At 38.6% G+C, this 25359-nt stretch carries 21 protein-coding genes; 10 read left to right on the top strand and 11 right to left on the bottom strand.

The window, feature by feature from the left end; all coding sequences use genetic code 11:
* Window positions 1-578: 578 nt before the first annotated feature.
* Window positions 579-1964, top strand: coding sequence for a serine hydrolase domain-containing protein (locus tag EI546_RS02840; protein WP_128249124.1), 1386 nt, complete (start codon window positions 579-581; stop codon window positions 1962-1964).
* A gap of 153 nt (window positions 1965-2117) precedes the next feature.
* Here the strand turns inward: EI546_RS02840 and EI546_RS02845 are convergent, their stop codons facing one another.
* From EI546_RS02845 to EI546_RS02875, 7 genes are all read right to left on the bottom strand, one after another.
* Window positions 2118-2312, bottom strand: a complete 195-nt coding sequence (locus tag EI546_RS02845; protein WP_128249125.1) for a DUF4177 domain-containing protein — start codon at window positions 2310-2312, stop codon at window positions 2118-2120.
* 359 nt (window positions 2313-2671) lie between these two features.
* On the bottom strand, window positions 2672-2905 hold the full coding sequence (locus EI546_RS02850; RefSeq protein ID WP_128249126.1) for a cytochrome C oxidase subunit IV family protein: 234 nt from the start codon (window positions 2903-2905) through the stop codon (window positions 2672-2674).
* 137 nt (window positions 2906-3042) lie between these two features.
* Entirely contained in the window at window positions 3043-3627 is a 585-nt protein-coding gene (locus EI546_RS02855) for a cytochrome c oxidase subunit 3 (RefSeq protein WP_128249127.1), read from the bottom strand.
* A gap of 1 nt (window position 3628) precedes the next feature.
* A complete protein-coding gene (locus EI546_RS02860) occupies window positions 3629-5398 on the bottom strand; it encodes a nitric oxide reductase activation protein NorD (protein WP_128249128.1) in 1770 nt (589 codons plus the stop codon).
* 10 nt (window positions 5399-5408) lie between these two features.
* Complete coding sequence (locus tag EI546_RS02865) at window positions 5409-6233, bottom strand: CbbQ/NirQ/NorQ/GpvN family protein (RefSeq protein WP_128249129.1); 825 nt, start codon at window positions 6231-6233, stop codon at window positions 5409-5411.
* A gap of 670 nt (window positions 6234-6903) precedes the next feature.
* Entirely contained in the window at window positions 6904-8253 is a 1350-nt protein-coding gene (locus EI546_RS02870) for a cbb3-type cytochrome c oxidase subunit I (RefSeq protein ID WP_128249130.1), read from the bottom strand.
* Between the two features lie 17 nt (window positions 8254-8270).
* Window positions 8271-8714 carry a c-type cytochrome gene (locus tag EI546_RS02875; RefSeq protein ID WP_128249131.1) on the bottom strand — a complete coding sequence of 148 codons (444 nt, stop codon included), beginning with the start codon at window positions 8712-8714 and terminating at the stop codon, window positions 8271-8273.
* 235 nt (window positions 8715-8949) lie between these two features.
* Between EI546_RS02875 and EI546_RS02880 the strand changes: the two genes are divergently transcribed.
* On the top strand, window positions 8950-9417 hold the full coding sequence (locus tag EI546_RS02880; RefSeq protein ID WP_128249132.1) for a tRNA (cytidine(34)-2'-O)-methyltransferase: 468 nt from the start codon (window positions 8950-8952) through the stop codon (window positions 9415-9417).
* A 77-nt stretch (window positions 9418-9494) separates the two neighbouring features.
* Here the strand turns inward: EI546_RS02880 and EI546_RS02885 are convergent, their stop codons facing one another.
* Complete coding sequence (locus EI546_RS02885) at window positions 9495-11087, bottom strand: apoptosis inducing factor family protein (RefSeq protein WP_128249133.1); 1593 nt, start codon at window positions 11085-11087, stop codon at window positions 9495-9497.
* A gap of 2596 nt (window positions 11088-13683) precedes the next feature.
* Here EI546_RS02885 and EI546_RS02890 point away from each other — a divergent pair.
* From EI546_RS02890 to EI546_RS02900, 3 genes are all read left to right on the top strand, one after another.
* On the top strand, window positions 13684-14880 hold the full coding sequence (locus EI546_RS02890; RefSeq protein ID WP_128248875.1) for an IS256 family transposase: 1197 nt from the start codon (window positions 13684-13686) through the stop codon (window positions 14878-14880).
* Window positions 14881-14954: 74 nt separating this feature from the next.
* Window positions 14955-15395 (top strand): TspO/MBR family protein, encoded by a 441-nt coding sequence (locus EI546_RS02895; RefSeq protein WP_128249134.1) that lies wholly within the window; start codon window positions 14955-14957, stop codon window positions 15393-15395.
* Between the two features lie 38 nt (window positions 15396-15433).
* On the top strand, window positions 15434-16111 hold the full coding sequence (locus EI546_RS02900) for a class I SAM-dependent methyltransferase (protein WP_128249135.1): 678 nt from the start codon (window positions 15434-15436) through the stop codon (window positions 16109-16111).
* Window positions 16112-16210: 99 nt separating this feature from the next.
* Here the strand turns inward: EI546_RS02900 and EI546_RS02905 are convergent, their stop codons facing one another.
* Window positions 16211-16945, bottom strand: coding sequence for an RluA family pseudouridine synthase (locus EI546_RS02905; protein ID WP_410198312.1), 735 nt, complete (start codon window positions 16943-16945; stop codon window positions 16211-16213).
* Window positions 16946-17140: 195 nt separating this feature from the next.
* Complete coding sequence (locus EI546_RS02910; RefSeq protein WP_164905153.1) at window positions 17141-17848, bottom strand: DsbA family oxidoreductase; 708 nt, start codon at window positions 17846-17848, stop codon at window positions 17141-17143.
* Window positions 17849-18262: 414 nt separating this feature from the next.
* On the opposite strand from EI546_RS02910, the gene EI546_RS02915 reads away from it, so the two are divergent.
* From EI546_RS02915 to EI546_RS02930, 4 genes are all read left to right on the top strand, one after another.
* On the top strand, window positions 18263-19495 hold the full coding sequence (locus EI546_RS02915; protein WP_128249138.1) for a hypothetical protein: 1233 nt from the start codon (window positions 18263-18265) through the stop codon (window positions 19493-19495).
* 137 nt (window positions 19496-19632) lie between these two features.
* Entirely contained in the window at window positions 19633-20343 is a 711-nt protein-coding gene (locus EI546_RS02920) for a membrane or secreted protein (RefSeq protein WP_128249139.1), read from the top strand.
* A gap of 30 nt (window positions 20344-20373) precedes the next feature.
* Entirely contained in the window at window positions 20374-21657 is a 1284-nt protein-coding gene (locus EI546_RS02925) for a DUF2157 domain-containing protein (protein WP_128249140.1), read from the top strand.
* On the top strand, window positions 21650-22237 hold the full coding sequence (locus tag EI546_RS02930; protein ID WP_128249141.1) for a GDYXXLXY domain-containing protein: 588 nt from the start codon (window positions 21650-21652) through the stop codon (window positions 22235-22237). The genes EI546_RS02925 and EI546_RS02930 overlap by 8 nt, the downstream gene beginning before the upstream one ends.
* Window positions 22238-22246: 9 nt before the next feature.
* Here the strand turns inward: EI546_RS02930 and EI546_RS02935 are convergent, their stop codons facing one another.
* Window positions 22247-22657 (bottom strand): c-type cytochrome, encoded by a 411-nt coding sequence (locus tag EI546_RS02935; protein WP_128249142.1) that lies wholly within the window; start codon window positions 22655-22657, stop codon window positions 22247-22249.
* 267 nt (window positions 22658-22924) lie between these two features.
* Between EI546_RS02935 and pheT the strand changes: the two genes are divergently transcribed.
* Window positions 22925-25357: a phenylalanine--tRNA ligase subunit beta gene (pheT, locus tag EI546_RS02940; protein WP_128249143.1), complete on the top strand. Its 2433-nt coding sequence runs from the start codon at window positions 22925-22927 to the stop codon at window positions 25355-25357.
* Window positions 25358-25359: the final 2 nt, after the last annotated feature.

Consider the following 25359-nt stretch of genomic DNA (forward strand, 5'->3'; position numbering starts at 1 on the left):
ACACGTTAATGTCAGGTCGAGCGCTCCCGATATCTATCGGGAGAGACCAATGATGAGTCAACATAAATTGGATTGCACAAAGGACCTCTCGACTGCGCTCGAGGGGACAGAATAATGCCATTTCAAATGGAACACGTTAATGTCAGGTCGAGCGCTTCCGATATCTATCGGGAGAGACCAATGATGAGTCAACATAAATTGGATTGCACAAAGGACCTCTCGACTGCGCTCGAGGAGACAATGTATGTCAGGTCGAGCGCAGTCGAGACCTATGGGTTCCAACATTATAAACCGAATCGCACAAAGGACCTCTCGACTGCACTTCGACTTCGCTCAGCAGAACCGCTCGAGGGGACAATGGATTATGAAGATGAATTAGATTTTTGGGTTTTCTTTATATGCCTTTTATCTCCCTGACGCTGTAGATCAAAATTTTTCAGAACGCAGGCTCAACAAGTGAACCATTTCAACATACAACCTAAAGCATCAGCTTAAGAGGTAAATAAGAGAAAAATAATGCGGAGAATTGAAAGCGCATTTTTTATAAATTAGAACACTTTTTACTCAATTAGATCATTATGAAAAAAGCTGTGATATTTTATGTATTTGCTCTGATTTTCCAAATATCTTTCGGACAGCAAGTCCCCGAAAAGCAGCTGGACAGTCTTTTTAGCGCGCTTTATAACAAAAAAATGTTTAATGGGAATGTGCTTATTGCCGAAAAGGGAAACGTTGTTTTTCAAAAAAGCTATGAAATTGCAAATGAGGAAACGGGACAGAAACTGGATGAAAACTCCATTTTCGAATTGGCATCTGTATCCAAACAATTTACAGCAATGGGGATTGTGCTGTTGGAAAAACAAGGAAAGTTGCGATACGATGATCTAATTTCCAAGTTTATTCCCGAACTGAATTCTTATGGTAATATTACCATTAGGCAACTATTGACCCACACTTCGGGATTGCCGGACTATATGGAACTTTTTGATGAAAAATGGGATAAAACAAAATTTGCAACCAATAAGGATATCGTAGAAGAACTAGCAAAATATAAACCCAGCGTGGAATTTTCTCCTGGAGAAAAATTTGAATACAGCAATACAGGTTATGCTTTATTGGCATTGATAATTGAAAGAGTATCCGGTCAATCATTCGGGGAATTTCTAAAAGACAACATTTTTACTCCCTTGGATATGCAAAATACTTTTGTGTACCGAAGTCGTTTCGAACCGAAGAAAATCGAAAATTATGCGAAAGGATATATGATCGACAGTTTAGGTGATAAAATTAATCCTGACAGTATGGGAAAAAATTATCTCTCTTACTATCTCGATGGAATTGTGGGTGACGGAATGGTAAACTCTACAACGAATGATCTGTTGAAATGGGATAGAGCGCTTTATGGAAATGAACTTGTGGACAACAAAGACAAGCAAATAATTTTCAGTTCCGTAAAAACACCAGATGGAAAAGAGAGCAATTATGGATTCGGCTGGGCAGTGGGAAACTCCGAAAAGTATGGTAAAGTGGTCAACCATTCCAGAGGTTGGGCCGGATATTACACCTTTATCGAACGGCATCTCGACAACAAAAAAACCATCATTATCTTACAGAATAATATGGGAGATTTGACCACTATGCCTTTAAAGGAAATTAGAAAAATATTATACAACGAGCCTTTATTTTCGGATGGATTATTCCCAACTACGCTCAATCCTGACGAATTACAAAAATATACGGGCACGTATATCAATTCAGAAATGCCGCTCACTATCCATATTTTTATCAAAGAAAACATTCTTATGGGTCAGAGTGAAGGACAAAGCGCATTTCCGTTGGACAGTTATGAAAACAACACTTTTAAATATGAAATGGCCGATATTAAAATAGTTTTTGATCTGAATGAAAACAGCTTTGATTTTTATCAGGGAAAGACGCATTTAATATTCAAAAGGCAGGAATAGATTTACTAAATAATCTCTTTGGCGGAAGAAATGAAATCTGAATTTGTGAACCTGGACATTCACTGATCCAAGTAACCTTAGGAAGAATTCGAATATAAAAATAGAAGAGAAGATTCCCATCAAGATCGCAAAGGCTGACCACTTTACCTATCCTCACTCTCCGATTTTCCTTTCAAAAATCAGCTCAAAATAACTTGCTGCGCCATATCCCGAAGTAGCCGGCGCGAATATCTGTTTAAATCTCCAACCCTTTTTGGCATAGGACTTTATTATTTCTTGATAATCTTCCTTCGGTTTTGTGATGAACATTCCGGATAATTTCAATTTTACAAATTCATATTCGTACATAGCTTTCTTGGATTAGGTTATAGTTTCAAATCTCAAAAACAAGTTTACGACCATTCCAGGATAATACCTAATTCAACTGATTAAAAAGAGATTCTACATATTTTCTGCTGTAAATAAATATTGAAGTAATTTTTTTACATAGAGATAAACTAAAATGCTCTGACAGTAAAAATTAATTTCTCTGCAAACTCCGCGTCTTTGCGGTTAATTAGTTACACCGCTGAGGCGCAAAGGGCGCAAAGATTTGCCTACCAATTTTATGAAAGTTCAAACTTTCAGGGATAAGATTAGCTCTGTGATCTCTGTGCCTATGTGGTTCTTAATTTCCAAACCGGGGGCACAGGGGCACAAAGGTTAGATTATATAGCCCACACCGTTGTTAGCAACAAAAGCAAAAATCCCACCAGCAATATTCTCCAAAAGACATTAGCTTTTTTGAGTTCCATAAAAAAGAAAGCCACACCGATAAATTTTAAAAGAGCCAAGCCTAAAATGATAATAGCAACATATCTCATTTCCAAACTGGAAAAAATTGCGGTGATTAGGGTCAAACCAATTAAGAGAAACCAAGTAATATTAAAAGTTCTTTCCATAATTAAATTTTAATTCGTTTTCGTTCCTTTAAAGTTCTCAACATTTCCTATCGATTATTAAATTTTTTAAGTGTAAGCAGCTCCAGTCTTGATTCTTGGTTCCAGCAGGCCCATTTCGGGACGGTCTTGGTTCCTTTTCAATACAATAAATAAATTATGGGAAAAAGCAACAGCCAAATCAAATCGCACATATGCCAAAAGGCCGCACTGGATTCATAGTTTTGGATTTCTATGGTTTCAGGAGCTTTTCTTAGAGCTCTGCCAGAGACAAACAAAATTCCGATTCCAACGATAACGTGAATAACGTGGAAAAGCGTGAGCATCCAATAGTAGCTAAAGAAAGTGTTGTAGCCAATGGTCAAACCAGCTTCCATTTTATCGTAATATTCTATTCCCTTTAACCCGAGGAATAAAAATCCACCAAGAATGGTAAGATTTAAAAACAGTTTGCTTTTACTGAAATCTCTCTTCTTTAAAAAATGCACGGATTGCGCCATACACCATCCACTGCTTAATAGGAAAACAGTATTAATTGCTCCATAGGCTGTATTCAACAATAATCTCGATTCGTGGAAAACTTCTGGTTCGGCTTTGGCACTAAGCGCCATAAATACCAATGCGATTCCGAAAGTCACCAGTTCTAAGTAGATGATAATCCACATAAGAATTCCTCCGGGTGGATAAAACACATTCTTGTAATCTATTTTTAGCGTATTTTCCATACTAGCTTTGGTGTTTTATTTTGTCGTACAGTTTTACCAAGGATTGAAGCAGTTCCACAGGAGTAGTCAAGATTTGAAAATGATTTTGCCCAAACATTTGGGGCAAATAATATTTCGCTTGACCTTCGATTGCCAAAGCATAGGAATTTATCTGCCGCTGGTTCAATTCACGAAGAGCTTGTTTTACGTCGTTTATTCCGTATTTGCCTTCATATTTATCATAATCATTCGGTTTTCCATCTGAGATAAGGATGACCCATTTATTTTTGGTGTCTCTTTTGTCCAAAAGTGCTCCTGAATGTCGTAAAGCAGTTCCGATGCGGGTGTAGCCACTAGGCTCCAAGGTTCCGACTTTATTCTTGGCCTTTTGCCACGGTTCATCAAACCTTTTTAAAGCAAGATAGGTGCTGTGATTCCGGGTTTTAGAGAAAAATCCGGCAATGGAAAAATCTACGTTGAATTCTTCTAAAATCTCACCGAAAATTATGGAAACTTGTTTTTCTACATCAATTACTCTGTTTCCATCGGCATAGCCATCGCTGGAAAGACTGCTGTCCAAAAGCATTAAAATGGAAAGATCTTTTTCCTTTTTTCTGTTGGAGAGATAAATATTTTCCGAAGGTGTATGTCCGCTGTGAACGTCCACATATAAATCGGTCAAGGCATCGAGGTCGAACTCTTCTCCTTGTATTTGTCGGCGTTGCTGACGGTATTTGTTATTGACCGAAGTGAGCATTTTCCGCAATCCCATTAACGTAGAAGCGTGTTCCCGAAGCGTGTTTTTATAATAATCGGAATCCATATTTATTTCCGATTTAGGGAAAAGCTTACAGAAATCAGGTTTATAGGCACGTTTGGAATAATCCCATTCATCGTATGAAAGAAAAGCATCCTTGCTTTCTATTTCGGCACTTTCTGAAATTGTCGTGTTTTCGATGAATTCCGCTTGGTAAATGGAATGTGTGGGGTCATCCACACGAACGGTGTATTTCATATTGAGGTCTTCCAGAGCATTTGCGTGGTCGTTCAATTCGTCCTCGCCATCAAAATCCCGCCAACCGCCCTCCCACTCTTCGGCAGCTTCGGCCTTTTCAAAAAAGTGGTTCATCACATAATCCTCTTGCGCCTTTTTATCAATTGTTAGGGATTTTATTTCTTCAACAGCGTTCGCTTTTAAGATGGTATTTATTTCATCCTCAATGGCAGACTTCACTTTTTCGGAAATATTCTGAAGCACTTTCTTTTTAGGAACTTCAGGGGAATTTTCCATCCATTTCCCATAAATAAAAGAATAATCAGGCGGATTCTTTTCTAAAGATTTCGCTTCATAATGACTTCGAAGTTCGTTGTGAATCCGTTCCGTTCCAGGGAATTGACGAAATACTTCCGTTAGGACTTTTTCAGAATTTTCGATAGCAATTTCTCGAGCTTCCTCTAAAGTATGCTCATCTCCCAACTCATAATTAAGATTAAAATTTCTTTGAAGTGAAAGATAAAGCGTTCTAAAAAGATAGAAATAAAGGTTTTCTTCCGAAGAACCGAATTCTGAAAACCGTTCGGGTAAAAAGAAGTTATTGTTTTTATAACCGCCTTCCCGTTCCGCTTCAAAAATCTCAATAGGATGACCTGTCACTGCCCTCGCCACCAAGGTGAGACGCGGTTTTATTTCGGCCAATTTCACCGTGTGGGCGATGGCTTCACGTGCACTTTTTTTTCTTCGTTTTAGAAAGTGGGCGACCTTGGTAAAGATAAATTCATCAGGTTCGAACATAGCTGTGGCTTTAAATCATCAGGTCACACAAATCCGTGAGCGCCTGGGTTATTTCCAAATCATCGGTCAAGGGTGCTACGATGGCCACTTTTACCGAAAGTCTTTTTGGCAACCCACTGTTGATAAGCAAAGCCGCATCAACCAATAACCTTGTGGAAACTGTTTCAGTCAATCCCAATTCGGTCAGGTTTCGGATTTTATTGGCAATATTGACCAATTTTTTGGCTGTGTCCTGAGCTAAACCGGTTTCAGCCATCAGGATTTCAGTTTCATCCTTTTCTGATGGATATTGGAATGAAATCGCCACAAATCTCTGACGAGTTGAAGGTTTCAATTCTTTAAAACCTTTTTGATAACCAGGATTAAAGGAAGCGACCAACATAAAATCAGGATGCGCTTTTACGGTAACTCCAAGTTTATCGATATACAGCTCCTTTCTATGGTCGGTCAAAGAGTGAATTGCTACCACCACATCCGGACGCGCTTCGGCGATTTCATCTAAATAAAGGATTGCGCCTTCTTTTATCGCATTTGTAAGCGGACCATCCACCCAAATTGTTTCCGCACCTTTAATAATATAGCGGCCAATCAAATCGGTGGAAGAAGTTTCTTCGTGACAAGAAACTGTAATTACATTCTGATTCAGTTTGTCTGCCATAAACTCGACAAATCGGGTTTTTCCGGTTCCGGTTGGACCTTTGAGCAGGATGGGAAGTTTGTTTTTATAAGCGTGTTCAAAAACCTCAACTTCACGATGGATGGGTTTGTAGAAAGGAGGTTTATGGTATCGCGCAGGTTCTTCTGATTTAACTATATGGCTTATTTCGGTTGTCATAGTGTTAGTTTTTTGTGTTGTTAAATTGACGCTTAAAACGTAAAACAAAATAGAGGTGAGAGATGAGAGATGAGACTCTGCGAACTCCGCGTCTCTGCGGTATATATTTCACCGCAAAGGCGTAGAGTGCGCAAAGAAAATCTCCATTTCAATTAAACATTTTGTCTTTGGTCTTAAGTCTTACTTATCTAAAAATTTAAATTCTTTGTCAGTTCGAGCGCAGTCGGGAACTCTTTATCGAGTGCCTACATTGAGGCTTCGACTGCCAGCCCGAAAGGTTTTTCAATTCTGGCGGGCGCTCAGCCGGACATTATTTTAAACTTATTCTTCAATTCAATTCCTTGTCTGTTCGAGCCTGCCTGGCCGGCAGGCAGGCGCAGTCGAGAACTCTTTATCGAGTGCCTACATTGAGGCTTCGACTGCCAGCCCGAAAGGTTTTTTTAATTCTGGCGGGCGCTCAGCCTGACATTGTTTTAAACTTATTCTTCAATTCAATTCCTTGTCTGTTCGAGCCTGCCTGGCCGGCAGGCAGGCGCAGTCGAGAACTCTTTATCGAGTGATTACATTGAGGTTTCGACTGCCAGCCCGAAAGGTTTTTCAATTCTGGCGGGCGCTCAACCTGACATATTAGATTTCGTCTTATGTCCTAAGTCTTACTGTCTTAGGTCCTTTATTGAAAAGGATCCTTAATCGTTTCCATCGCCTCATCATTTGGGCGTCCGTGTTTATAGAAATCTGCTATGTAGGTGATTACACCAAAGGCAAACAGGCTGGCGCAAATGATAAGTACCACAAAGTGAATACTTACTTGATCCTGGACTTCCATAAATTCCATTTTGTATTTTCTTTCCAAATAAACCTGGGCAACTCCGGCAATTCCGAATGCCATGGTCATACCAATCATTCCGATATTCGTGGTCCAAAATGCTACTCTTCCTCGAACGCCATCGTATAATTTACGACCGGTCATATTTGGAAGGCTATAGCTGATAATAGCAAGCACAATCATTGCGTATGCGCCCCAGAATGCCAAATGCGCGTGCATTGCGGTTACTAAAGTTCCGTGGGTGTATAAGTTGGTTTGTGGCAAAGTATGAGCGAATCCAAGAAGTCCGGCGCCAACAAAGGATACAATTGCAGCACCAATAGTCCAGAAAAGTGCAATTTTATTTGGGTGCTTCTTTTCTCCTTTTCGGTACATATTCACTGCAAAGAGTGCCATTGCAAGGAAAGCCAATGGTTCAAGTGCTGAGAAAATTCCACCTACTACCAACCAGATTTTATTAACACCTATATAATAATAGTGGTGGCCAGTTCCAAGAACTCCGGAGAGGAAAGTTAATCCAACGATTACATAAAGCCACTTTTCGATTACTTCACGGTCAACACCTGTGAGTTTTATTAATAAGAAAGCAAGAATACCACCCATAATAAGTTCCCAAACGCCTTCAACCCAAAGGTGAACAACCCACCAACGGAAGAAACTATCTGTAACTTGTGAATCGAACGGTAACATTCCTGGCAAATAAAGCAGAGCAGCGAAAACGAGCCCCATTGTTAGCACAAGTGCTGTGGTGGTTTTTCGTTTTCCTCTAAAAAGAGTAAGTAAAATTAATGCCAGGAAAAGCAACACGTTTGCAACTACCAAATAGTCCAATTGGTGCGGAATTTCAAGGAATTTTCTTCCTTCCCACCAGTTAAAGTGAAAACCTACAATGGCCGTAACTCCAACTAGAGCGAGAGAAATTAATTGTACATAAGCCAATTTTACGCTTACGAGTTCGCGTTGGGCTTCTTCTGGAATAATGTAATAAGCAGCTCCCATAAATCCGGAGAGAAGCCAAACCACCAAAAGGTTTGTGTGAACGGCACGAGCGGTGTTAAATGGAATGAATTCGTGGAGACCATCCATTCCAATTCGGGCGAAGCCCATAATAAATCCGTAAACTAATTGTAGGATTAGGAGCAGCATTGATAATGCAAAAAACCAATAAGCTACTTTTTGCGATTTGTATTTCATGATAAATCTGGTGTTGGTTAGTTTTTGGTAATCTGGTCTTTGGCCAATGGCGAAACAATTCGGTCGAAGCCGTTAAGGTCAATTTCACCAATCCAATTGAAGAATGCGATTACGTCATCGGCTTCTTCCGAAGTAAATCCGTAAGCGACCATTTTTCTTCCGTTTGGTTCCCAAGGAACTGGGGACATAAGGATGGCCTTTATAAGACCTTCTCCCCTACGTTCTACGACCTTTGTAAGTTCGGGCGCGTAATAACCGCCTTCTCCGAGGATGGTATGGCAGCCCATACAATTGTTCTCTTCCCAGATAAATTTACCTCGCACTACTGCGGGAGTAATGTTTTCATAGTTTGTCTGATCATTACCATCACTAAAGGAGTAGATGGTGAGGCCGATAAAGGCGAGAAAAGTCACGACCGTCCCGATCAGGAAGAAGGCGCGAGCTTGTTGTTTGGATAGCATATTGGTTGGGTTTAAATTAAGATATTAAGAGTTTTTAATCTTATATCAAATAAACAATAGATAAGTAAAATCGAAAATGATAAATGTCATAATTGAAAAAAATTAATCCAATAATTACGGATTTGACAAAAAGAGAAGATTATTTAAAATCTAAGAAAAGAGGTTTCTCAAAACAAGTAAGTTGCACTTCGATTTTTTAACTTGCGAAGCTTATAGAATTAATCCCAACCCAAATATGGCTTTTAACATTGTATTATTTGAACCTGAAATACACACAAACACAGGAAATATAGGTCGGTTGAGTCTGGCTTCAGGGTCACGCTTGCATTTGGTAAAACCATTTGGGTTTGAAATTACCGATTCAAGATTAAAAAGAGCTGGACTGGATTATTGGCAGCATATTTCACTGGTGATTTATGATAATATCTCGGATTTCTATGAAAAGAACCCTAAAGGGAAATTTGCGTACTTTTCAAGCCACGGCGCCAAGGATTATTGCTCTATCGATTATCAGGATGAAATGTTTTTCATTTTTGGGAAGGAATCCGTCGGTTTGCCCAAGAGCATTTTGGATGAAAACTCCGATCTTGTTTACAATATTCCAATTCACAGCCAGCACATTCGAAGTTTGAATTTAGCAAATGCGGTGAGTATTGTAGTATATGAAGGTTTACGGAACCTTGGGGTGGCTAGGATTAAATAAGATTTCTAAAAAACTCAACTATTTCAAAAATACAGTAACACAGAAGTCTCTGAGTGTAAATTCTCTTAAAAATAAATTCAGCTTTTGCTCAGAGATTCTATAAGTTTTTTTAAATCTTTTTTCTTCAATTCGGAAGCGGAAGGCAACTTGTCATCTTTTAGGAATTGTTCAATGTATGCCATTTCTGTATCTCTCCCCATGTCCGCAACTGCCATTACACGATTGTCTTTAATGTAAAAAGCAAAAAACTTTCCATCCTTTACATTTCCATCGTAATAGATTTCATCCCACTCTTTAACATGCCCCAGATATCGCAAGGCGTCTCCAAAATGTACGGTCCAAAAAAATGGGACTTCGGCAAAGGACTCTTTTTTTCCAGCCATATTACGCGCAGCTACGCGACCTTGTTGCATGGCATAACGCCAATGCTCAATCCGTAGATGCTCTTTGGATCGGGAATCGGGCACATAAGCTATATCACCCGCCGCATATAAACCAGATGCAAGTTGGAAGTAACTGTTTGTAACCACTCCCCCATCCTTTTTCTTTTCAACATCCTTTAAGATGTCCGTGGCGGGTGTAACGCCGATTCCAGCAATAACCACATCAGCCTCAACTTGCTCACCAGAGTCCAGGATAACTGTTTTAACCTTAGAATCACCCTCAAAAGATTTTACATGTACGCCCATTTTGAACTTAACCCCATTTTTCTCGTGTAAATTTTGGAAATATTCTCCAATCTCGGGTCCCAAGGTTTTGGCAAATGGCACCTTATCCGAAGCGACAACCGTAACCGACAAGCCCCGACCCCTGAGACTTGCAGCAGCTTCCATTCCTATAAAACTACCACCGATAATTACAACTTTTTTTACGTTTTCAACGGTATCAATAATAGCATCGGCGGAATCGAAACTTCTTAAAACAAATATATTTTTGAGATCTGACCCCGGTAAATCCAGTTTTCTGGGTATTCCACCAGTTGCAACCAATAATGAATCATAGGTAAGGGCGTCTCCAGTCTCAAATTCAATTTTTTTATTTTGGTGGTCTACCCTGGTCGCTTTCTTCCCGGTCAACAGTTCAATATCGTGTTTTTTATAAAAATCATTTTCTCGCAATGGCATCCATTCTGGCTTGGCCTCTCCCTGAAGATAATCCTTGCTTAAGTTAGGCCGGTCGTAAGGGGCTTCACTTTCTTGGGTAATCATAATTATACGTCCACAATATCCTTCCTCTCGAAGTGTCTGGGCAGCCATAAAGCCTACAGCGCCACCTCCCAAAATAACGAAAACCCTTATATCTATATCTTTGCTGCAAGAACTCATTTCAGGGACTCTTCTATCAGACCTCTTGTCGGGGAGTTCTACGAATATATTTTCATTATCGATTTTTAGAGGGTAATTTGGTAATGAATCAAATGCCGGCGGCTGGAGAAGATCCCCGTTGGTAAGATCGAACCATGCGTGGTGCCATGGACAGATAACGTGTTTGCCACAAAGTGCACCTTCGGCAAGTGGAGCGCCATAATGGGTGCAAAAAGCTCCAACCGCGTAGTATTTGCCATCGATTTTAGCTAAAAGAATATCGGTTCCATCAGCGTTAACCTGCTTCATTTCACCGTCTTTTAAATCATTAATTTTTGCAATGGAAAATTGTTTGGTATTAGACATAATGTAGAAATATTTAAAAAATATGGATAGAATAATAAGATTTTGAATTTTAGGAAATCAAAATGCTAATAAAGATAAGGGTTATCAATTATTTTTAAAATAGGTATAACAAAAGATTGACATTTCAAGGGTTTTATTACCCGGTATCCATAATAATAAATTTAAATTAATCGATGGAGTTCGCAACTTTTCAACTTTGTAGTCGATGAGTCGATAGGTCGATGGGTTTAGGAGAACTTGAAAATTTGAATTAATCGATGGAGTTCGCAACTTTTCAACTTTGTAGTCGATGAGTCGATAGGTCGATGGGTTTAGGAGAACTTGAAAATTTGAATTAATCGATGGAGTTCGCAACTTTTCAACTTTGTAGTCGATGAGTCGATAGGTAGATGGGTTTAGGAGAACTTGAAAATTTGAATTAATCGATGGAGTTCGCAACTTTTCAACTTTGTAGTCGATGAGTCGATATGTCGATGGGTTTAGGAGAACTTGAAAATTTGAATTAATCGATGGAGTTCGCTTTTCAACTTTGTAGTCGATGAGTCGATAGGTCGATGGGTTTAGGAGAACTTGAAAATTTGAATTAATCGATGGAGTTCGCAACTTTTCAACTTTGTAGTCGATGAGTCGATAGGTCGATGGGTTTAGGAGAACTTCAAAAATTGAATTAATGGATGAGTTCGCAACTTTTCAAATTTGTAGTCGATGAGTCGATAGGTCGATGAGTTTAGGAAAACCTGAAAATTTGAATTAATCGATGGAGTTCGCAACTTTTCAACTTTGTAGTCGATGAGTCGATAGGTCGATGGGTTTAGGAGAACTTGAAAATTTGATTAATCGATGGAGTTCGCAACTTTTCAACTTTGTAGTCGATGAGTCGATATGTCGATGGGTTTAGGAGAACTTGAAAATTTGAATTAATCGATGGAGTTCGCAACTTTTCAACTTTGTAGTCGATGAGTCGATAGGTAGATGGGTTTAGGAGAACTTGAAAATTTGAATTAATCGATGGAGTTCGCAACTTTTCAACTTTGTAGTCGATGAGTCGATAGGTAGATGGGTTTAGGAGAACTTGAAAATTTGATTAATCGATGGAGTTCGCAACTTTTCAACTTTGTAGTCGATGAGTCGATAGGTCGATGGGTTTAGGAGAACTTGAAAATTTGAATTAATCGATGGAGTTCGCAACTTTTCAACTTTGTAGTCGATGAGTCGATAGGTCGATGGGTTTAGGAGAACCTGAAAATTTGAATTAATCGATGGAGTTCGCAACTTTTCAACTTTGTAGTCGATGAGTCGATAGGTCGATGGGTTTAGGAGAACTTGAAAATTTGATTAATCGATGGAGTTCGCAACTTTTCAACTTTGTAGTCGATGAGTCGATATGTCGATGGGTTTAGGAGAACTTGAAAATTTGAATTAATCGATGGAGTTCGCAACTTTTCAACTTTGTAGTCGATGAGTCGATAGGTCGATGGGTTTAGGAGAACTTGAAAATTTAAATTAATCGATGGAGTTCGCAACTTTTCAACTTTGTAGTCGATGAGTCGATATGTCGATGGGTTTAGGAGAACCTGAAAATTTGAATTAATCGATGGAGTTCGCAACTTTTCAACTTTGTAGTCGATGAGTCGATATGTCGATGGGTTTAGGAGAACTTGAAAAATTGAATTAATGGATGAGTTCGCAACTTTTCAACTTTGTAGTCGATGAGTCGATATGTCGATGGGTTTAGGAAAACCTGAAAATTTGAATTAATCGATGGAGTTCGCGACTTTTCAACTTTGTAGTCGATGAGTCGATAGGTCGATGGGTTTAGGAGAACTTGAAAATTTGAATTAATCGATGGAGTTCGCAACTTTTCAACTTTGTAGTCGATGAGTCGATATGTCGATGGGTTTAGGAGAACTTGAAAATTTGAATTAATCGATGGAGTTCGCAACTTTTCAACTTTGTAGTCGATAAGTCGATATGTCGATGGGTTTAGGAGAACTTGAAAATTTGAATTAATCGATGAGTTCGCAACTTTTCAACTTTGTAGTCGATGAGTCGATTGGTCGATAGGTTTAGGAGAACTTGAAAATTTAATTAATCGATGGAGTTGGCAACTTTTCAACTTTGTAGTAGATGAGTTGATAGGTCGATAGGTTTAGGAGAACTTGAAAATTTGATTAATCGATGAGTTCGCAACTTTTCAACTTTGTAGACGATGAGTCGATAGGTCGATGAGTTTAGGAGAACTTGAAAATTTAATTAATCGATGAGTTGGCAACTTTTCAACTTTGTAGTCGATGAGTCGATATGTAGATGGGTTTAGGAAAACCTGAAAATTTGAATTAATCGATGGAGTTCTCAACTTTTCAACTTTGTAGTCGATGAGTCGATAGGTAGATGGGTTTAGGAGAACTTGAAAATTTGAATTAATGCAACTTTTCAACTTTGTAGTCGATGAGTCGATAGGTAGATGGGTTAAGGTAAAGTATTTAGTATAAATCTGAAAATGGGACTATCTCATAAAGTGTGTAAATAATAAAATAGCGGGGGCCGGCCCCCGCTATTTTATTATTTAGTTTTTAATCTTTAACTTTTACACATTATGAAGAAAGACGATTTAATTTCAGATGATTTTCTGAAGCAGTTCAAGACCCACGAGGAGCTCAGCGATTTTTTAAAGCAGATCCAGAAACGTGGGATCGAAAAGATGCTCGAAGGTGAGCTCGACGGCCACCTAGATTACGACAAACACCAGAGGTCCAATGGAGGCAACTCGCGCAACGGGCACTCCCGGAAGAAAATAAAAACCTCCTTTGGCGAATCCGAGATTGCCGTCCCCAGAGACCGTGAGGCCTCGTTCAATCCCATGATCGTACCCAAGCGGGGCAATATGGTCGATGGCCTTGAGAACGTCATCGTGTCACTCTATGCCAAGGGAATGAGCAACAGCGATATTGAGGAGCAGATACGTGAGGTCTATGATTTTGATGTGTCCACCTCGACCATATCCAGGATCACGGAAAAAATATCGGGCGATATAGTTGCCTGGCAGAACCGTCCCTTGGAGCCGGTCTACTTGATTGTCTGGATGGATGGCATCGTATTCAAGGTCCGCGAGAACTCCAAGGTTATTAACAAGACCATCTACATAGCCGTTGGCCTGCGCAGGGACGGTAAAAAAGAGGTCTTGGGGCTATGGCTTGGCAAGAACGAATCAGCAGCTTTCTGGATGAGCGTATTGACCGATATAAGGGCGCGCGGCACAGAAGACATCCTTATCACGGCCACCGATAACCTCAATGGTTTTACGGATACGATCAAGAACGTGTTCCCCGAGTCCAAGACCCAGATATGCGTGGTACACCAGATACGCAATGCCTGCAGGTACGTCGTATGGAAGGATAAAAAAGCCTTTACCGCAGATATGAAGCATATCTATAACGCCCCAAACCAGGAGGCCGCCAAGATGGCCCTAGAGGATTTTGCCCAAAAATGGAACGATAAATATTCCTATGCCATCAAGAGCTGGCGCGACAACTGGGAAGAGCTCACAGTGTTCTATGAGTTCCCGTTGGAGATACGCAAGATCATCTATACCACGAACCTTATCGAGAACCTGAACGGGAAGATAAGAAAGTACACCAAGAACAAACTTTCCTTCCCAACGGACGATGCCGTGATGAAATCCGTATATTTGGCAGTAAGGGAAGCCACCAAAAAATGGACAATGCCCGTCAGGAACTGGGGCATTATATTAAACCAGTTCCTAACGATCTATGAAAAAAGGGTCAGACTCTAAAAAAGTCCAACCCCTGTTATTTTAAACTTACACACTTAACGGGATAGTGTCAAAAATTCTGAAAGCAGCTAAAGATGATTTACAGGCTTATAATATTCTTAGTACTAAACTTCGCTTCTATCGGACTTGGCAGCGTTCTCGCTGGGAAAGGTCCCCGCTCTGAATGGTATGCAAATTTAACTAAGGCACCGTGGACGCCACCGGGATGGGCATTTGGAGTTTCCTGGACGCTGATTATGATTTGCTTCAGTATTTATTTGGCGTATTTATGGCCAATTGTTGAAAATAGAAAACTGCTTATTGGTGTATTGATAGTGCATTATATTTTAATTCTCTCATGGAACCCCATTTTCTTTTATTATCACCAGGTTTTGGCGGGATTGTTTGTAATAAGTGGTCTTACGCTAGTTATTGGTTTTTTCCTATTTTATTACTGGTCTGAGGTAGGATATAAATCACTTTTGGTGACGCCATATCTCATATGGCTTATTATTGCCACTTCTCTTAACGCGTAGGTTCTTGTGAAAAATTAATTGCAACCAACAATTATTTAATGAAGAGAAATGATAGCACATCTAAGAGAATAAAAAAACCCTGGCCCACTAAAAAAGCTATGCAGCAAGTTTACAAAATGAATCTCTGGGGTGATGAGAAAACCGATTTTTATTCAGGGGAAGGATCGCATCTTCCTGAAATAACTGAACCTTATATAACAGCTGTAACTTCATTTTTAACCTCTTTTAAAATCCCAATCACGGTCTGTAATCTAGGTTGCGGGGATTTTAATATAGGAAAGGAATTGGCAAGCTCTACCAAGAAATATATCGCAATAGATATAGTGCCGGAACTTATTGCTCGGAATAAGGAAAAGTTTAAAGAAGAAAATTTAGAATTCCATTGTTTGGATATCGCAATAGATAATTTCCCTCCTGGAGATTGCGCAATATTAAGACAAGTACTTCAACATTTATCGAATGAAGAGGTTCAAAGTGTTGTAGATAAATTAGCCGGTTTTAAATATGTTATCCTCACCGAACATATTCCTGACGGAGATTTCATTCCCAATAAAGATATTATTTCAGGACAAGGAATTCGGCTGAAAAAGAATAGCGGTTTAAATCTCTTGGCGGCTCCATTTAATTTTATGGTAAAGGGTGAAAAGCTGTTATCGGCTGTGGTTTTGAAGGATGGTAAAGGGATTATCGTGACTACACTTTATACAGTTTTTTAAATTATTAGGAATACTTCCAACGAGTATTTTGACAATTCTCGACCTTCATTTTTGTGACGCCTCAGTTTGGAATTTTTCTATAATTGGAAAAGTTTGGTTTTAGCTTTTTAGGCCATGCTGGGTCAAATAAAATATTTTCTTAAACCTTTCGGGCAATTCATCTTTTATATAAACTTCCTCTTTTGTGAATGGATGAATAAATTTGATAGAATACGCGTGCAGATACAAACCTTTTCCGTTGAGAATTAGATTTTCTACTCCGTATTCCTTATCTCCCAATATTGGGTTTCCAATGCTTGAAAGATGTTTGCGCAATTGATGTCTTCTTCCTGTTTGAGGTTCTAATTCCACTAAGTTGAGTTTGCCGAATCTTTGGGAAAGGACGGATTCACAAAGTGCGAAATTAGATTGTGATTCCTTCCCATCAATTTCTGAAGTGAATTCACCAGAAGAATTCATTTCACCAATAGCTACTGCATAATAGATTTTCTGAACTTCCTTATTTTCAAACATTCCATTTAGAGCACGAATACTATTGCTCGTTTTTCCTACCAATAAAATTCCAGTTGTGGCATAATCCAATCGGTGAATAGGTTGTGGGTACACTGCGTCGGGGAGATTACTTTCTTTTATATTTTGTCCCAAAGCATGGGCAATTGTTTTAAAACTATTGCCGCTAACCAAAATACCAGCAGGCTTATGGATTACTGCCAGATAATTGTCCTCGAATAAAACTTTAAGCGGAAAGACCAGTTTTCTTTTCGGCTTTATTTCTTCGGAAATAGATAATTCAATAAGTTCTCCCCCGTTAATAAATGTTGCCGAAGTCGCCATGATATTATTAACGGTGATATAATTTTTCTTTAGGACTTTCTTTAATGCCGATTTTGTAAGAGTGGCCTGAAAAATACCAACTCCATATTCTTGTAAGCGAATAGGAGCTGATAATTCAGGTACAATATGGGATTCGGATTTTTTAATATTTAAGAGTGATTAACTGGCCAAGCAAGTCTACGAACATAATTTGTCCTAGTCACAATTTCCATCTGGCGTACAACTTTGTCCTTGGGTAACTTCCAATTTCGTTTTTGGGTTTAGTTTTCTCCATTCTGCAAATGCGACCTTTAGATTTTCTGAAAAAGCTTCAGACGGCTGTGCTCCGGAAATTGCATATTTTCGGTTAAGAACAAAAAATGGAACCCCTTGAACACCCAATTGTTGAGCTTCCTGAATGTCCTGTTTTACGAGCGAAGAATATTTTTCGTCCCTAAAAGCGTTGTCCATTTCAGTTTTTTCCAAGCCTATTTCCTTACCTAGTTGGGTTAATGTGTCTAAGTCGGCTATATTTTTTCCTTCTGTAAAAAACGCGTGAAACAATCTTTCTTCCGCTTCATCACCTAAACCCTTTGTTTTGGCAAACTGTATAATCTTATGTGCATTCATTGAATTGACGATCACCGCTTGTTCGAGATTGAATTCCAATCCCGCTCGCTTTGCGATTTGGGTAACGTTATCCAACATTCCCTTCACTTGTTCGGCACTCATTCCTTTGTGTTTAATGAGATAATCCTGATAGCTTTCATTTGGTATTTCAGGAATGTAAGGATTTAACTGGAAACTTTTCCATATTACTTCAATCTCCTCTTTATCGGAAAATTGCTCCAAAGCCGATTCAAAATTTCTTTTTCCTATATAACAAAATGGACACATTACGTCGCTCCAGATTTCTATTTTCATTTTGTTTTCCATTATAATCTTATTTACTGAATTAATTTCTCCTTTTTCAAATATTGCTTTCTGCCCTGAATATTCTCTTGTAGAGGAAGGTGAGCCTTTAACAATATAACCTTTGTCGCCTTCTTTAAGCGTTCCTTGCGTAGATTTTGAATTTACTGCTTACTTCCTTCACGAAAACAACTTAGGGGATTTCTCGGCACATCGGCGAGACGCAAAAGTGCAAAATCTTTCGTTTTTAGAACACGTTTATTACTAATTGATGAAGCAATTTAAGCTCACTTCAATCCATAGGAAGTCCTAAGTGCATTGCTCTTCCCCCTATTTATTTTGGAAAAGAAAAAATTCATTGCTTCAGTAATCGTAACTTTAATTTTTAAAATTCGAATTTCACATTATTTCTTAACCCTTATTCTTATGAAAAAGATTTTTCGGTTCCTGCTTATGCCAATTATGCTTTTCAGTTTGTCCATGTGCAAGAGCACTGAGAATTGGGGGTTTAAAAAAAAATCGGAAGTGAAAAACCATTATAAATTCAGTTCACAAATTGATTCAATAACGCATAAAGATGCGTTAGATCCGGATTATGAATATGCAGCAACTTTATATTCAATAAAATCAGATTTTAAAAAGGCATTGTACTTTTGGGATTCCATCCCTCGAAATTCTGCAAGATCTGAATCTATAGATAGTAATTATATTAGAAACGGATTTCGCATTCTTTCCGCGAAGGACTACATTATAAAGGAATCTTTGAACAACAGACTGATCATCCTGAATGAAGCGCACCACAATAATTCGCATAGAGTTTTTGCAGAATCCTTGTTAGCAGATTTGTATAAAAATGGATATAAATTATTGTTTTTGGAAACCTTATCCAATGGAGAAAATGCCGACACCCTATTAAATAAGCGTGAATATCCCATTGACGCTTCAGGATTTTATAGCAGCAATCCACAATATGGTAATTTTGTGCGGAAAGCTTTAAAACTCGGATTTACCATCTTTCCCTATGAAACTATGGGAGGGGTGGACGGAAAGATAAGGGAACAGAATCAGGCAGATAATATTTATAGTATTCTTCAAAAACATCCAGAGGATAAAGCCTTGATTTATGTAGGCTACGGCCATAATCGTGAAGGTATTGTCCCCTATTGGGAGAAATCAATGGCCGAGCGGCTTAAAGATTTAACTGGTATCGATCCACTAACCATAGCCCAGGATAAATTTTCAGAAAAGAGTTCCAAAACCTTGAGCAATCCTTTGTTGGTAGAATTAAAATTAAAGGAGCCATCGGTTTTGTTGAACGATGACGATATTCCATATAAAACCGTTACAGATAGCAGTTGGACAGATATTACTGTTTTTCATCCTTTTACCAAATATATAAATGGGAGACCTGATTGGCTGTTCTATGATGGAAAGAAAAGTGTTTCTATAGATTTAAAAAGCATTACACTCTATTTCCCGATTATGTTGATGGCATTCAAAAGTGAAGAGGAAATTAAAAATGATGCTGTACCACTGGATATTTTGGAAGTTGAAAATAGAAATGAAAATCCGGTCCTAGTTTTAAATAAAGGTAGTTACGTGATAAAAGCAATAGATACAAAAAACTTTTACCAGTTGCTTACTATATCCATTAAATAGTCTATTACGGAGATTTATAAATTGAAACAAAGATTCAAATTTAGATTTTTACCCTCACTTTAGGCTAACTCAGGAAATCAACAGAATTAAATGTATTTTTAGTGCGAAAAGCAATATCCACATTTCGATTTCACAATATGACTAAAACAATCCTTTTCCTGGTTTGCACTTTCCTATCACTCGGTATTAATGCCCAAAGTATTATCGGCGCTTGGGAAGGTGCTCACACCTCAGAAGAAAGAGGAAACCTGAAAAGTGTTTTAATTGTTTCTGAGAAGCATCAATCTATAGCTGTCTATGACGCAGATACCGGAGCCTTTGTTTCTACCAATGGCGGTTCTTGGAAACTTGATGGCAATACTATGACCGAAACCGTGGAATTTGATTCAGCAAATCCTGAAAATGTGGGCAGGGAATTTAGTTTTGAGATTTCCTTAAAAGATTCTACCCTTGAAATCCCAGCAATGGGAATTACGTTGAAAAGAATTGATGATAATACCCCTGGAGTTTTACACGGTGCCTGGCTTATGTCTGGAAGAAACATAGAGGGAAAAACGGAATTAAGAGATACTGATACGCCCCGAAAGACAATGAAAATATTGTCTGGAACGCGTTTTCAATGGATTGCTTACAATACCGAAACGAAACAATTTATGGCTACCGGCGGTGGTACATATACCACTGAAGATGGCATTTATACCGAAAATATTGAATTTTTTTCTCGGGATAATTCCAGGGTAGGTCTCCAACTACAATTTGATTACGAAGTGCAGAATGGCAACTGGCATCACACCGGACTTTCCTCTAAAGGTGATCCCATTGACGAGTTCTGGAGCCCCAGGAAATGATTTAACCCAACATCAGAACCAAAAGCCAAGATGAGCGTACAAAGGGATATCCCCGAATTATTAAAAGCTGGAATTATTACTCCGGATACTGCAGAAAAGATTCGGCAGTACTACAAAAGCAAAGATGGATCTTCCTCCAATAGGCTTTTTCTAGCTTTCGGGATTTTGGGTGCACTGCTCATTGGATTGGGGATTATATTGATCATCGCCCACAATTGGGATGAACTTTCCACTAATACCAAAACATTTTTTTCTTTTTTACCCCTAGTTATTGCTCAGATTATTTGCGCTTTTGTATTGGTGAGAAAACCAACGAATAAAGTTTGGAAAGAAAGCGCAACCACCTTTCTCATTTTTGCTATTGGCGCTTGCAATTCACTTATTAGTCAGATTTACCATATTTCGGGAGATTTGAGTTCCTTCCTTCTTATTTGGCTGCTCCTTTCCCTTCCGCTTATTTATATCATGAAATCATCCATGGGGGCTCTATTGTACGTAATGGGAATTACCTACTATGTAATGGAACTGCGCTATTTTTCATATTTAAATTCAGATTCTCACTACTATTGGCTTTTGCTGCTCGCCGTACTTCCGCAGTACTTTATATTATTTAAAAAGCAGCCAAAGAGCAACTTTTTAATTATAGAAAACTGGCTCATTCCCTTATCACTAACCATTGCTCTTGCCACTGTTACTTCAGATTCGGGTTCATTAATCTTTATTGCATATTTCAGTCTTTTTGGGCTGCTTTATATTATTGGGAACAACTCGTTTTTTATCGATAAAAGTTTGAGGAACAATCCATACAAGGTGATTGGATCAATTGGAACTTTAATTCTATTGTTTATGGCGAGTTTTCAAGGATTTTGGACCGATTTGAACGGAGAAAAATATTCTTTCGGAAACTTAATTACCACTGGAGAATTCTGGGCATCTTTAGTTATTTCCGCGGGTGCATTGCTGTATTTATACAAGCAGCAAAAAGGCAGATCGTTTAGAGAGCTCCCGCCCTTTTCCATTATTTTCTTGCTCTTTATTCCCATTTTTATCCTGGGATATTTTTCACAAATTCCCGTAATTCTCATCAACCTGATTATTCTTGTGTTAAGCATACTCACGATTACTGAAGGGGCAAGACGAGGAAATCTTGGGATATTAAATTTTGGACTTTCCATTATTACCGTTTGGATAATAATCCGATTTATAAATAGCGATTTGAGTTTTATTATCCGTGGCTTATTACTGATGGTTATTGGTCTTGGTTTTTTTATTGCGAATTATCTGATGCTTAAAAGGAGAAAGAAAAATGACTAAGAAGCAGATTTTAATAACAGCGTTTATTGTCGTGGCAATGGTTCAACTGTTGGTCCCAGCAAAAATGATATGGGATAAGGAGAATATCTTGAAAACAGGAAAGGAATTCAAATTTGAGGTAGCCCCTGTCGATCCTACAGATTTATTTCGGGGAAAGTATATTATCCTTCAATTTAAAGAGAACAGCTTTCCGGTAAAATCTACAGAGGAGTGGCTTGAGGCCAAAGAAGTTTATGTGATCCTAAAACCCGATTCCGAGGGATTTGCAAAGATCCAATCCATCTCAAAGGTAAAACCTGATGATAATAAGGATTACGTAAAAGCAAAAGTGGATTACCTATCGGGAATGTATTCAAAAAACATAACTATCTCCTACCCTTTCCACAAGTTTTATATGGAAGAAACCAAAGCTCCTGAAGCGGAATGGGCCTATCACGAATCCGCAAGAGATTCCACCCAAAATGTATATGCATTGGTCGCCATTAAAAAAGGTGAGGCCGTAATTAAGAATGTTTTTATTGATGGCATTCCTATTAAAGAAGTTGTGGAGCGCAATCGGGAGGAAAATCATTTCAATTAGATATGAAATCTAATTCCCATATAATTCATCGACGTGCATCATATAAGTGGCGATGGAATTCATTTCCACATCCGAAATATTCTTTAAAAAGCCTTCAATGTTCTCCTGCATTATAGCAATTTGTTCAGGATCTGTAGCTACGATGGGTTTGCTATTCCCTTTTAAAAACGAAACAATATCCCCGTCTTTTTCTTTATAGACTGCCACGATTTCCTTAACACTCGGACCTTTTTTTACACGGTTAACATCATGGCAGGTGATGCACTTCTTCTCAGAAAAGAGTCTGTTGCCTAAAAAGATTTGAGAATCCATACTCAATTCTCCACGTTCCGGCGGAGCTACTTCCACGGTATTAATTCTTTTTTCAGATTTACAACTTATTAGGAGTAGAATTAAGGAAAGATAAGAAATCAGTTTCATAATATAAGATAGTTAGGTCGCATTAAATATAGTAAAAAGGAAAACTGATTTGCAAATTATAGGACAAATAAATCTTTTTTAAAAGGTGTATTATTTATTTTTTATTTTTATTGAGTATTATTTAATCATTGAAAACATTTTTTCCGGCTTAAATATTCATTTTGCATTAGAGATTATACATTAAACATCAGAGATTATTCATTATCCAAAAGTCCGAACAATAACCAATAGAATATTATCTTTGCAATCGTTTAAGAATACACACCTATGAATATTTCCTACAACTGGCTAAAACAATTTATCAAACTTCCGTGGGATGCTGAAAAAACCGGGGAACTCCTTACAAATCTCGGTCTCGAGGTAGAAGGAATTGAAGATTTTTCTTCTGTAAAAGGCGGTTTGGAAGGCGTTGTTGTTGGTCACGTGCTAGAATGTGAACCACACTCAAATGCCGATCGGTTAAAAGTCACCAAAGTTGATGTTGGGAATGGAGAAATCCTACAGATTGTCTGCGGCGCGGCAAATGTGGCCAAGGGACAAAAAGTTGCAGTTGCAGTTGTGGGTACAACCCTATATGATGCCGAAGATAAACCTTGGACTATCAATAAGGGAAAAATTCGTGGAGAAGTAAGTGAAGGAATGATATGTGCCGAGGATGAACTTGGTCTAGGAGATTCCCATGACGGAATAATAGTGCTCGATGCCAAACTTCAACCGGGAACCGCGGTTTCCAAAGTATTTGAAATTGAGAATGATAAAATATTTGAGATTGGTTTAACTCCCAATCGTTCGGACGCCATGAGCCATTGGGGTGTGGCACGCGATCTTCGCGCTGGCTTGCTCCGTCACGGAATTTCATCAAAAATCAATACTCCCTCTTCAAGCCGGTTCACAGTAGTGAGCCGCACCTTAAAAATCGATGTTAATATTGAAAATCCGCTTCTGGTACCGCGATATTGTGGCATCACCATTAGCGGAATTAAAGTTGGCCCCTCTCCTATTTGGCTTCAAAACAGACTTCGCTCCATAGGGCTTTCTCCCATTAACAATATTGTGGATGCGAGTAATTACGTACTACATGAATTGGGACAGCCACTCCACGTTTTTGATGTGGCGAAAATTGCAGGGAAAACCATTAACGTAAAAACACTACCAAATGGTACAAAATTTACAACCCTTGATGGGGTAGAAAGAGAATTAAGCGATGAGGACCTTATGATCTGCGATGGTGAAAAACCAATGTGTATTGCGGGAGTTTATGGCGGATTGAATAGTGGAGTGTCGGAAGAGACTACGAGTATTTTCGTGGAAAGCGCTTATTTTAATCCTGTTTGTATCCGAAAGACGGCCAAGAGACACGGTCTTAGCACCGATGCTTCTTTTCGGTTTGAAAGAGCTGTGGATCCAAATATTACCGATTACGTACTGCGCAGAGCGGCGATTTTAATAATTGAGGTTGCGGGAGGCCACGTAACCAGTGACTTGGTGGATCTATATCATAAGAAAATAGAGGACCATCAGGTATTTTTGAATTTTGAAAAAGCCAATAAGCTAATCGGTGAAGTAATTCCAAAGGAAACCATTCAGGAAATTCTTACTTCTCTTGAGATTAAAATCAATAACATGACTGAAACCGGTATCGGTATGAGCATTCCTCCGTATCGGAGCGATGTTACCCGTGACGTGGATGTGATTGAAGAGATTTTGAGAGTTTATGGCTATAACGAAATCAAGTTCAGCGAAAAACTCAATGCTTCAACCGCAACCGTTTTGCGAGGTGAAGATTATTCTGTTCAAAATACGATTGCCTCACAATTAACTGCACTTGGATTTCACGAGATGATGAATAATTCCTTGACCACTCCAAAGTACAGTGGGTTAAGCGAGTCGATAAAGGATAGCTTTAATGTAACGATGTTAAACCCTTTAAGCCAAGATCTTTCGGTATTGCGCCAGTCCATGCTTTTTTCAGGTTTAGAGACCATAGAGTACAACAGTAATCGGAAAAATAACGATTTGCGTTTGTTTGAATTCGGAAAAACATATCACTCTTTCCCAGGTGGTAGAACAGAAAAAAAGCATCTTTCTCTTTTTATTACCGGAAAGCGGATTGAAGAAAATTGGAGTGTTGTTGGAAGTAAAATAGAAAGTGATTTCTTCTTCGGAAAAGGAACGGTTTCCGTTATCTTAGAACGACTCGGGCTTAGCGGATATACTGAAGAAGGAATTGAAACAGATATTTTTTCTGAAGGACTTACCTTCCGAAGAAATAAAGAAGATCTTGTAGAATTCGGAATTATTAGAAAGTCCATCGCCAAAAAACTAGATGTTGATGCAGAAGTATTCTATGCGGATTTTAATTGGGAAGCCGTACTTAGACAAATTTCGAATAAAAACTTCAACTTGAAACCAATTCCGAAATTTCCAGGTACAGAGCGGGATTTCGCACTTTTGCTAGATGAATCTGTTCAGTTTCAGGATCTGAAAAAGGCTGCTCAAGGTATAGAGAAAAAGCTTCTAAAAGAAGTTACCCTATTCGATGTATATACAGGAAAAAACCTACCAGAGGGAAAAAAGAGTTATGCGATTAACTTTACTTTTCAAGATGAGCACAAAACCCTTACGGATACTCAGGTTGATAAAATAATGAATAAGTTGAAACACAAATTTGAGAGTGAATTTGGAGCGATACTGAGATAAGG

The organism is Aequorivita sp. H23M31 (genome assembly GCF_004022485.1).
Taxonomy (GTDB): domain Bacteria; phylum Bacteroidota; class Bacteroidia; order Flavobacteriales; family Flavobacteriaceae; genus Aequorivita; species Aequorivita ciconiae.

Bases quoted from the DNA above. Each gene is read 5' to 3' on its own strand.
- EI546_RS02885 (WP_128249133.1), bottom strand. From the start codon at position 11,087: ATGTCTAATACCAAACAATTTTCCATTGCAAAAATTAATGATTTAAAA.
- EI546_RS02905 (WP_410198312.1), bottom strand. From the start codon at position 16,945: ATGGCGACTTCGGCAACATTTATTAACGGGGGAGAACTTATTGAATTA.
- EI546_RS02850 (WP_128249126.1), bottom strand. From the start codon at position 2,905: ATGGAAAGAACTTTTAATATTACTTGGTTTCTCTTAATTGGTTTGACC.
- EI546_RS02860 (WP_128249128.1), bottom strand. From the start codon at position 5,398: ATGTTCGAACCTGATGAATTTATCTTTACCAAGGTCGCCCACTTTCTA.
- EI546_RS02930 (WP_128249141.1), top strand. From the start codon at position 21,650: ATGACTAAGAAGCAGATTTTAATAACAGCGTTTATTGTCGTGGCAATG.
- EI546_RS02915 (WP_128249138.1), top strand. From the start codon at position 18,263: ATGAAAAAGATTTTTCGGTTCCTGCTTATGCCAATTATGCTTTTCAGT.
- EI546_RS02875 (WP_128249131.1), bottom strand. From the start codon at position 8,714: ATGCTATCCAAACAACAAGCTCGCGCCTTCTTCCTGATCGGGACGGTC.
- EI546_RS02900 (WP_128249135.1), top strand. From the start codon at position 15,434: ATGAAGAGAAATGATAGCACATCTAAGAGAATAAAAAAACCCTGGCCC.
- EI546_RS02895 (WP_128249134.1), top strand. From the start codon at position 14,955: ATGATTTACAGGCTTATAATATTCTTAGTACTAAACTTCGCTTCTATC.
- EI546_RS02925 (WP_128249140.1), top strand. From the start codon at position 20,374: ATGAGCGTACAAAGGGATATCCCCGAATTATTAAAAGCTGGAATTATT.
- EI546_RS02840 (WP_128249124.1), top strand. From the start codon at position 579: ATGAAAAAAGCTGTGATATTTTATGTATTTGCTCTGATTTTCCAAATA.
- EI546_RS02935 (WP_128249142.1), bottom strand. From the start codon at position 22,657: ATGAAACTGATTTCTTATCTTTCCTTAATTCTACTCCTAATAAGTTGT.
- EI546_RS02845 (WP_128249125.1), bottom strand. From the start codon at position 2,312: ATGTACGAATATGAATTTGTAAAATTGAAATTATCCGGAATGTTCATC.
- EI546_RS02855 (WP_128249127.1), bottom strand. From the start codon at position 3,627: ATGGAAAATACGCTAAAAATAGATTACAAGAATGTGTTTTATCCACCC.
- pheT (WP_128249143.1), top strand. From the start codon at position 22,925: ATGAATATTTCCTACAACTGGCTAAAACAATTTATCAAACTTCCGTGG.
- EI546_RS02870 (WP_128249130.1), bottom strand. From the start codon at position 8,253: ATGAAATACAAATCGCAAAAAGTAGCTTATTGGTTTTTTGCATTATCA.
- EI546_RS02865 (WP_128249129.1), bottom strand. From the start codon at position 6,233: ATGACAACCGAAATAAGCCATATAGTTAAATCAGAAGAACCTGCGCGA.
- EI546_RS02910 (WP_164905153.1), bottom strand. From the start codon at position 17,848: ATGAAAATAGAAATCTGGAGCGACGTAATGTGTCCATTTTGTTATATA.
- EI546_RS02880 (WP_128249132.1), top strand. From the start codon at position 8,950: ATGGCTTTTAACATTGTATTATTTGAACCTGAAATACACACAAACACA.
- EI546_RS02890 (WP_128248875.1), top strand. From the start codon at position 13,684: ATGAAGAAAGACGATTTAATTTCAGATGATTTTCTGAAGCAGTTCAAG.
- EI546_RS02920 (WP_128249139.1), top strand. From the start codon at position 19,633: ATGACTAAAACAATCCTTTTCCTGGTTTGCACTTTCCTATCACTCGGT.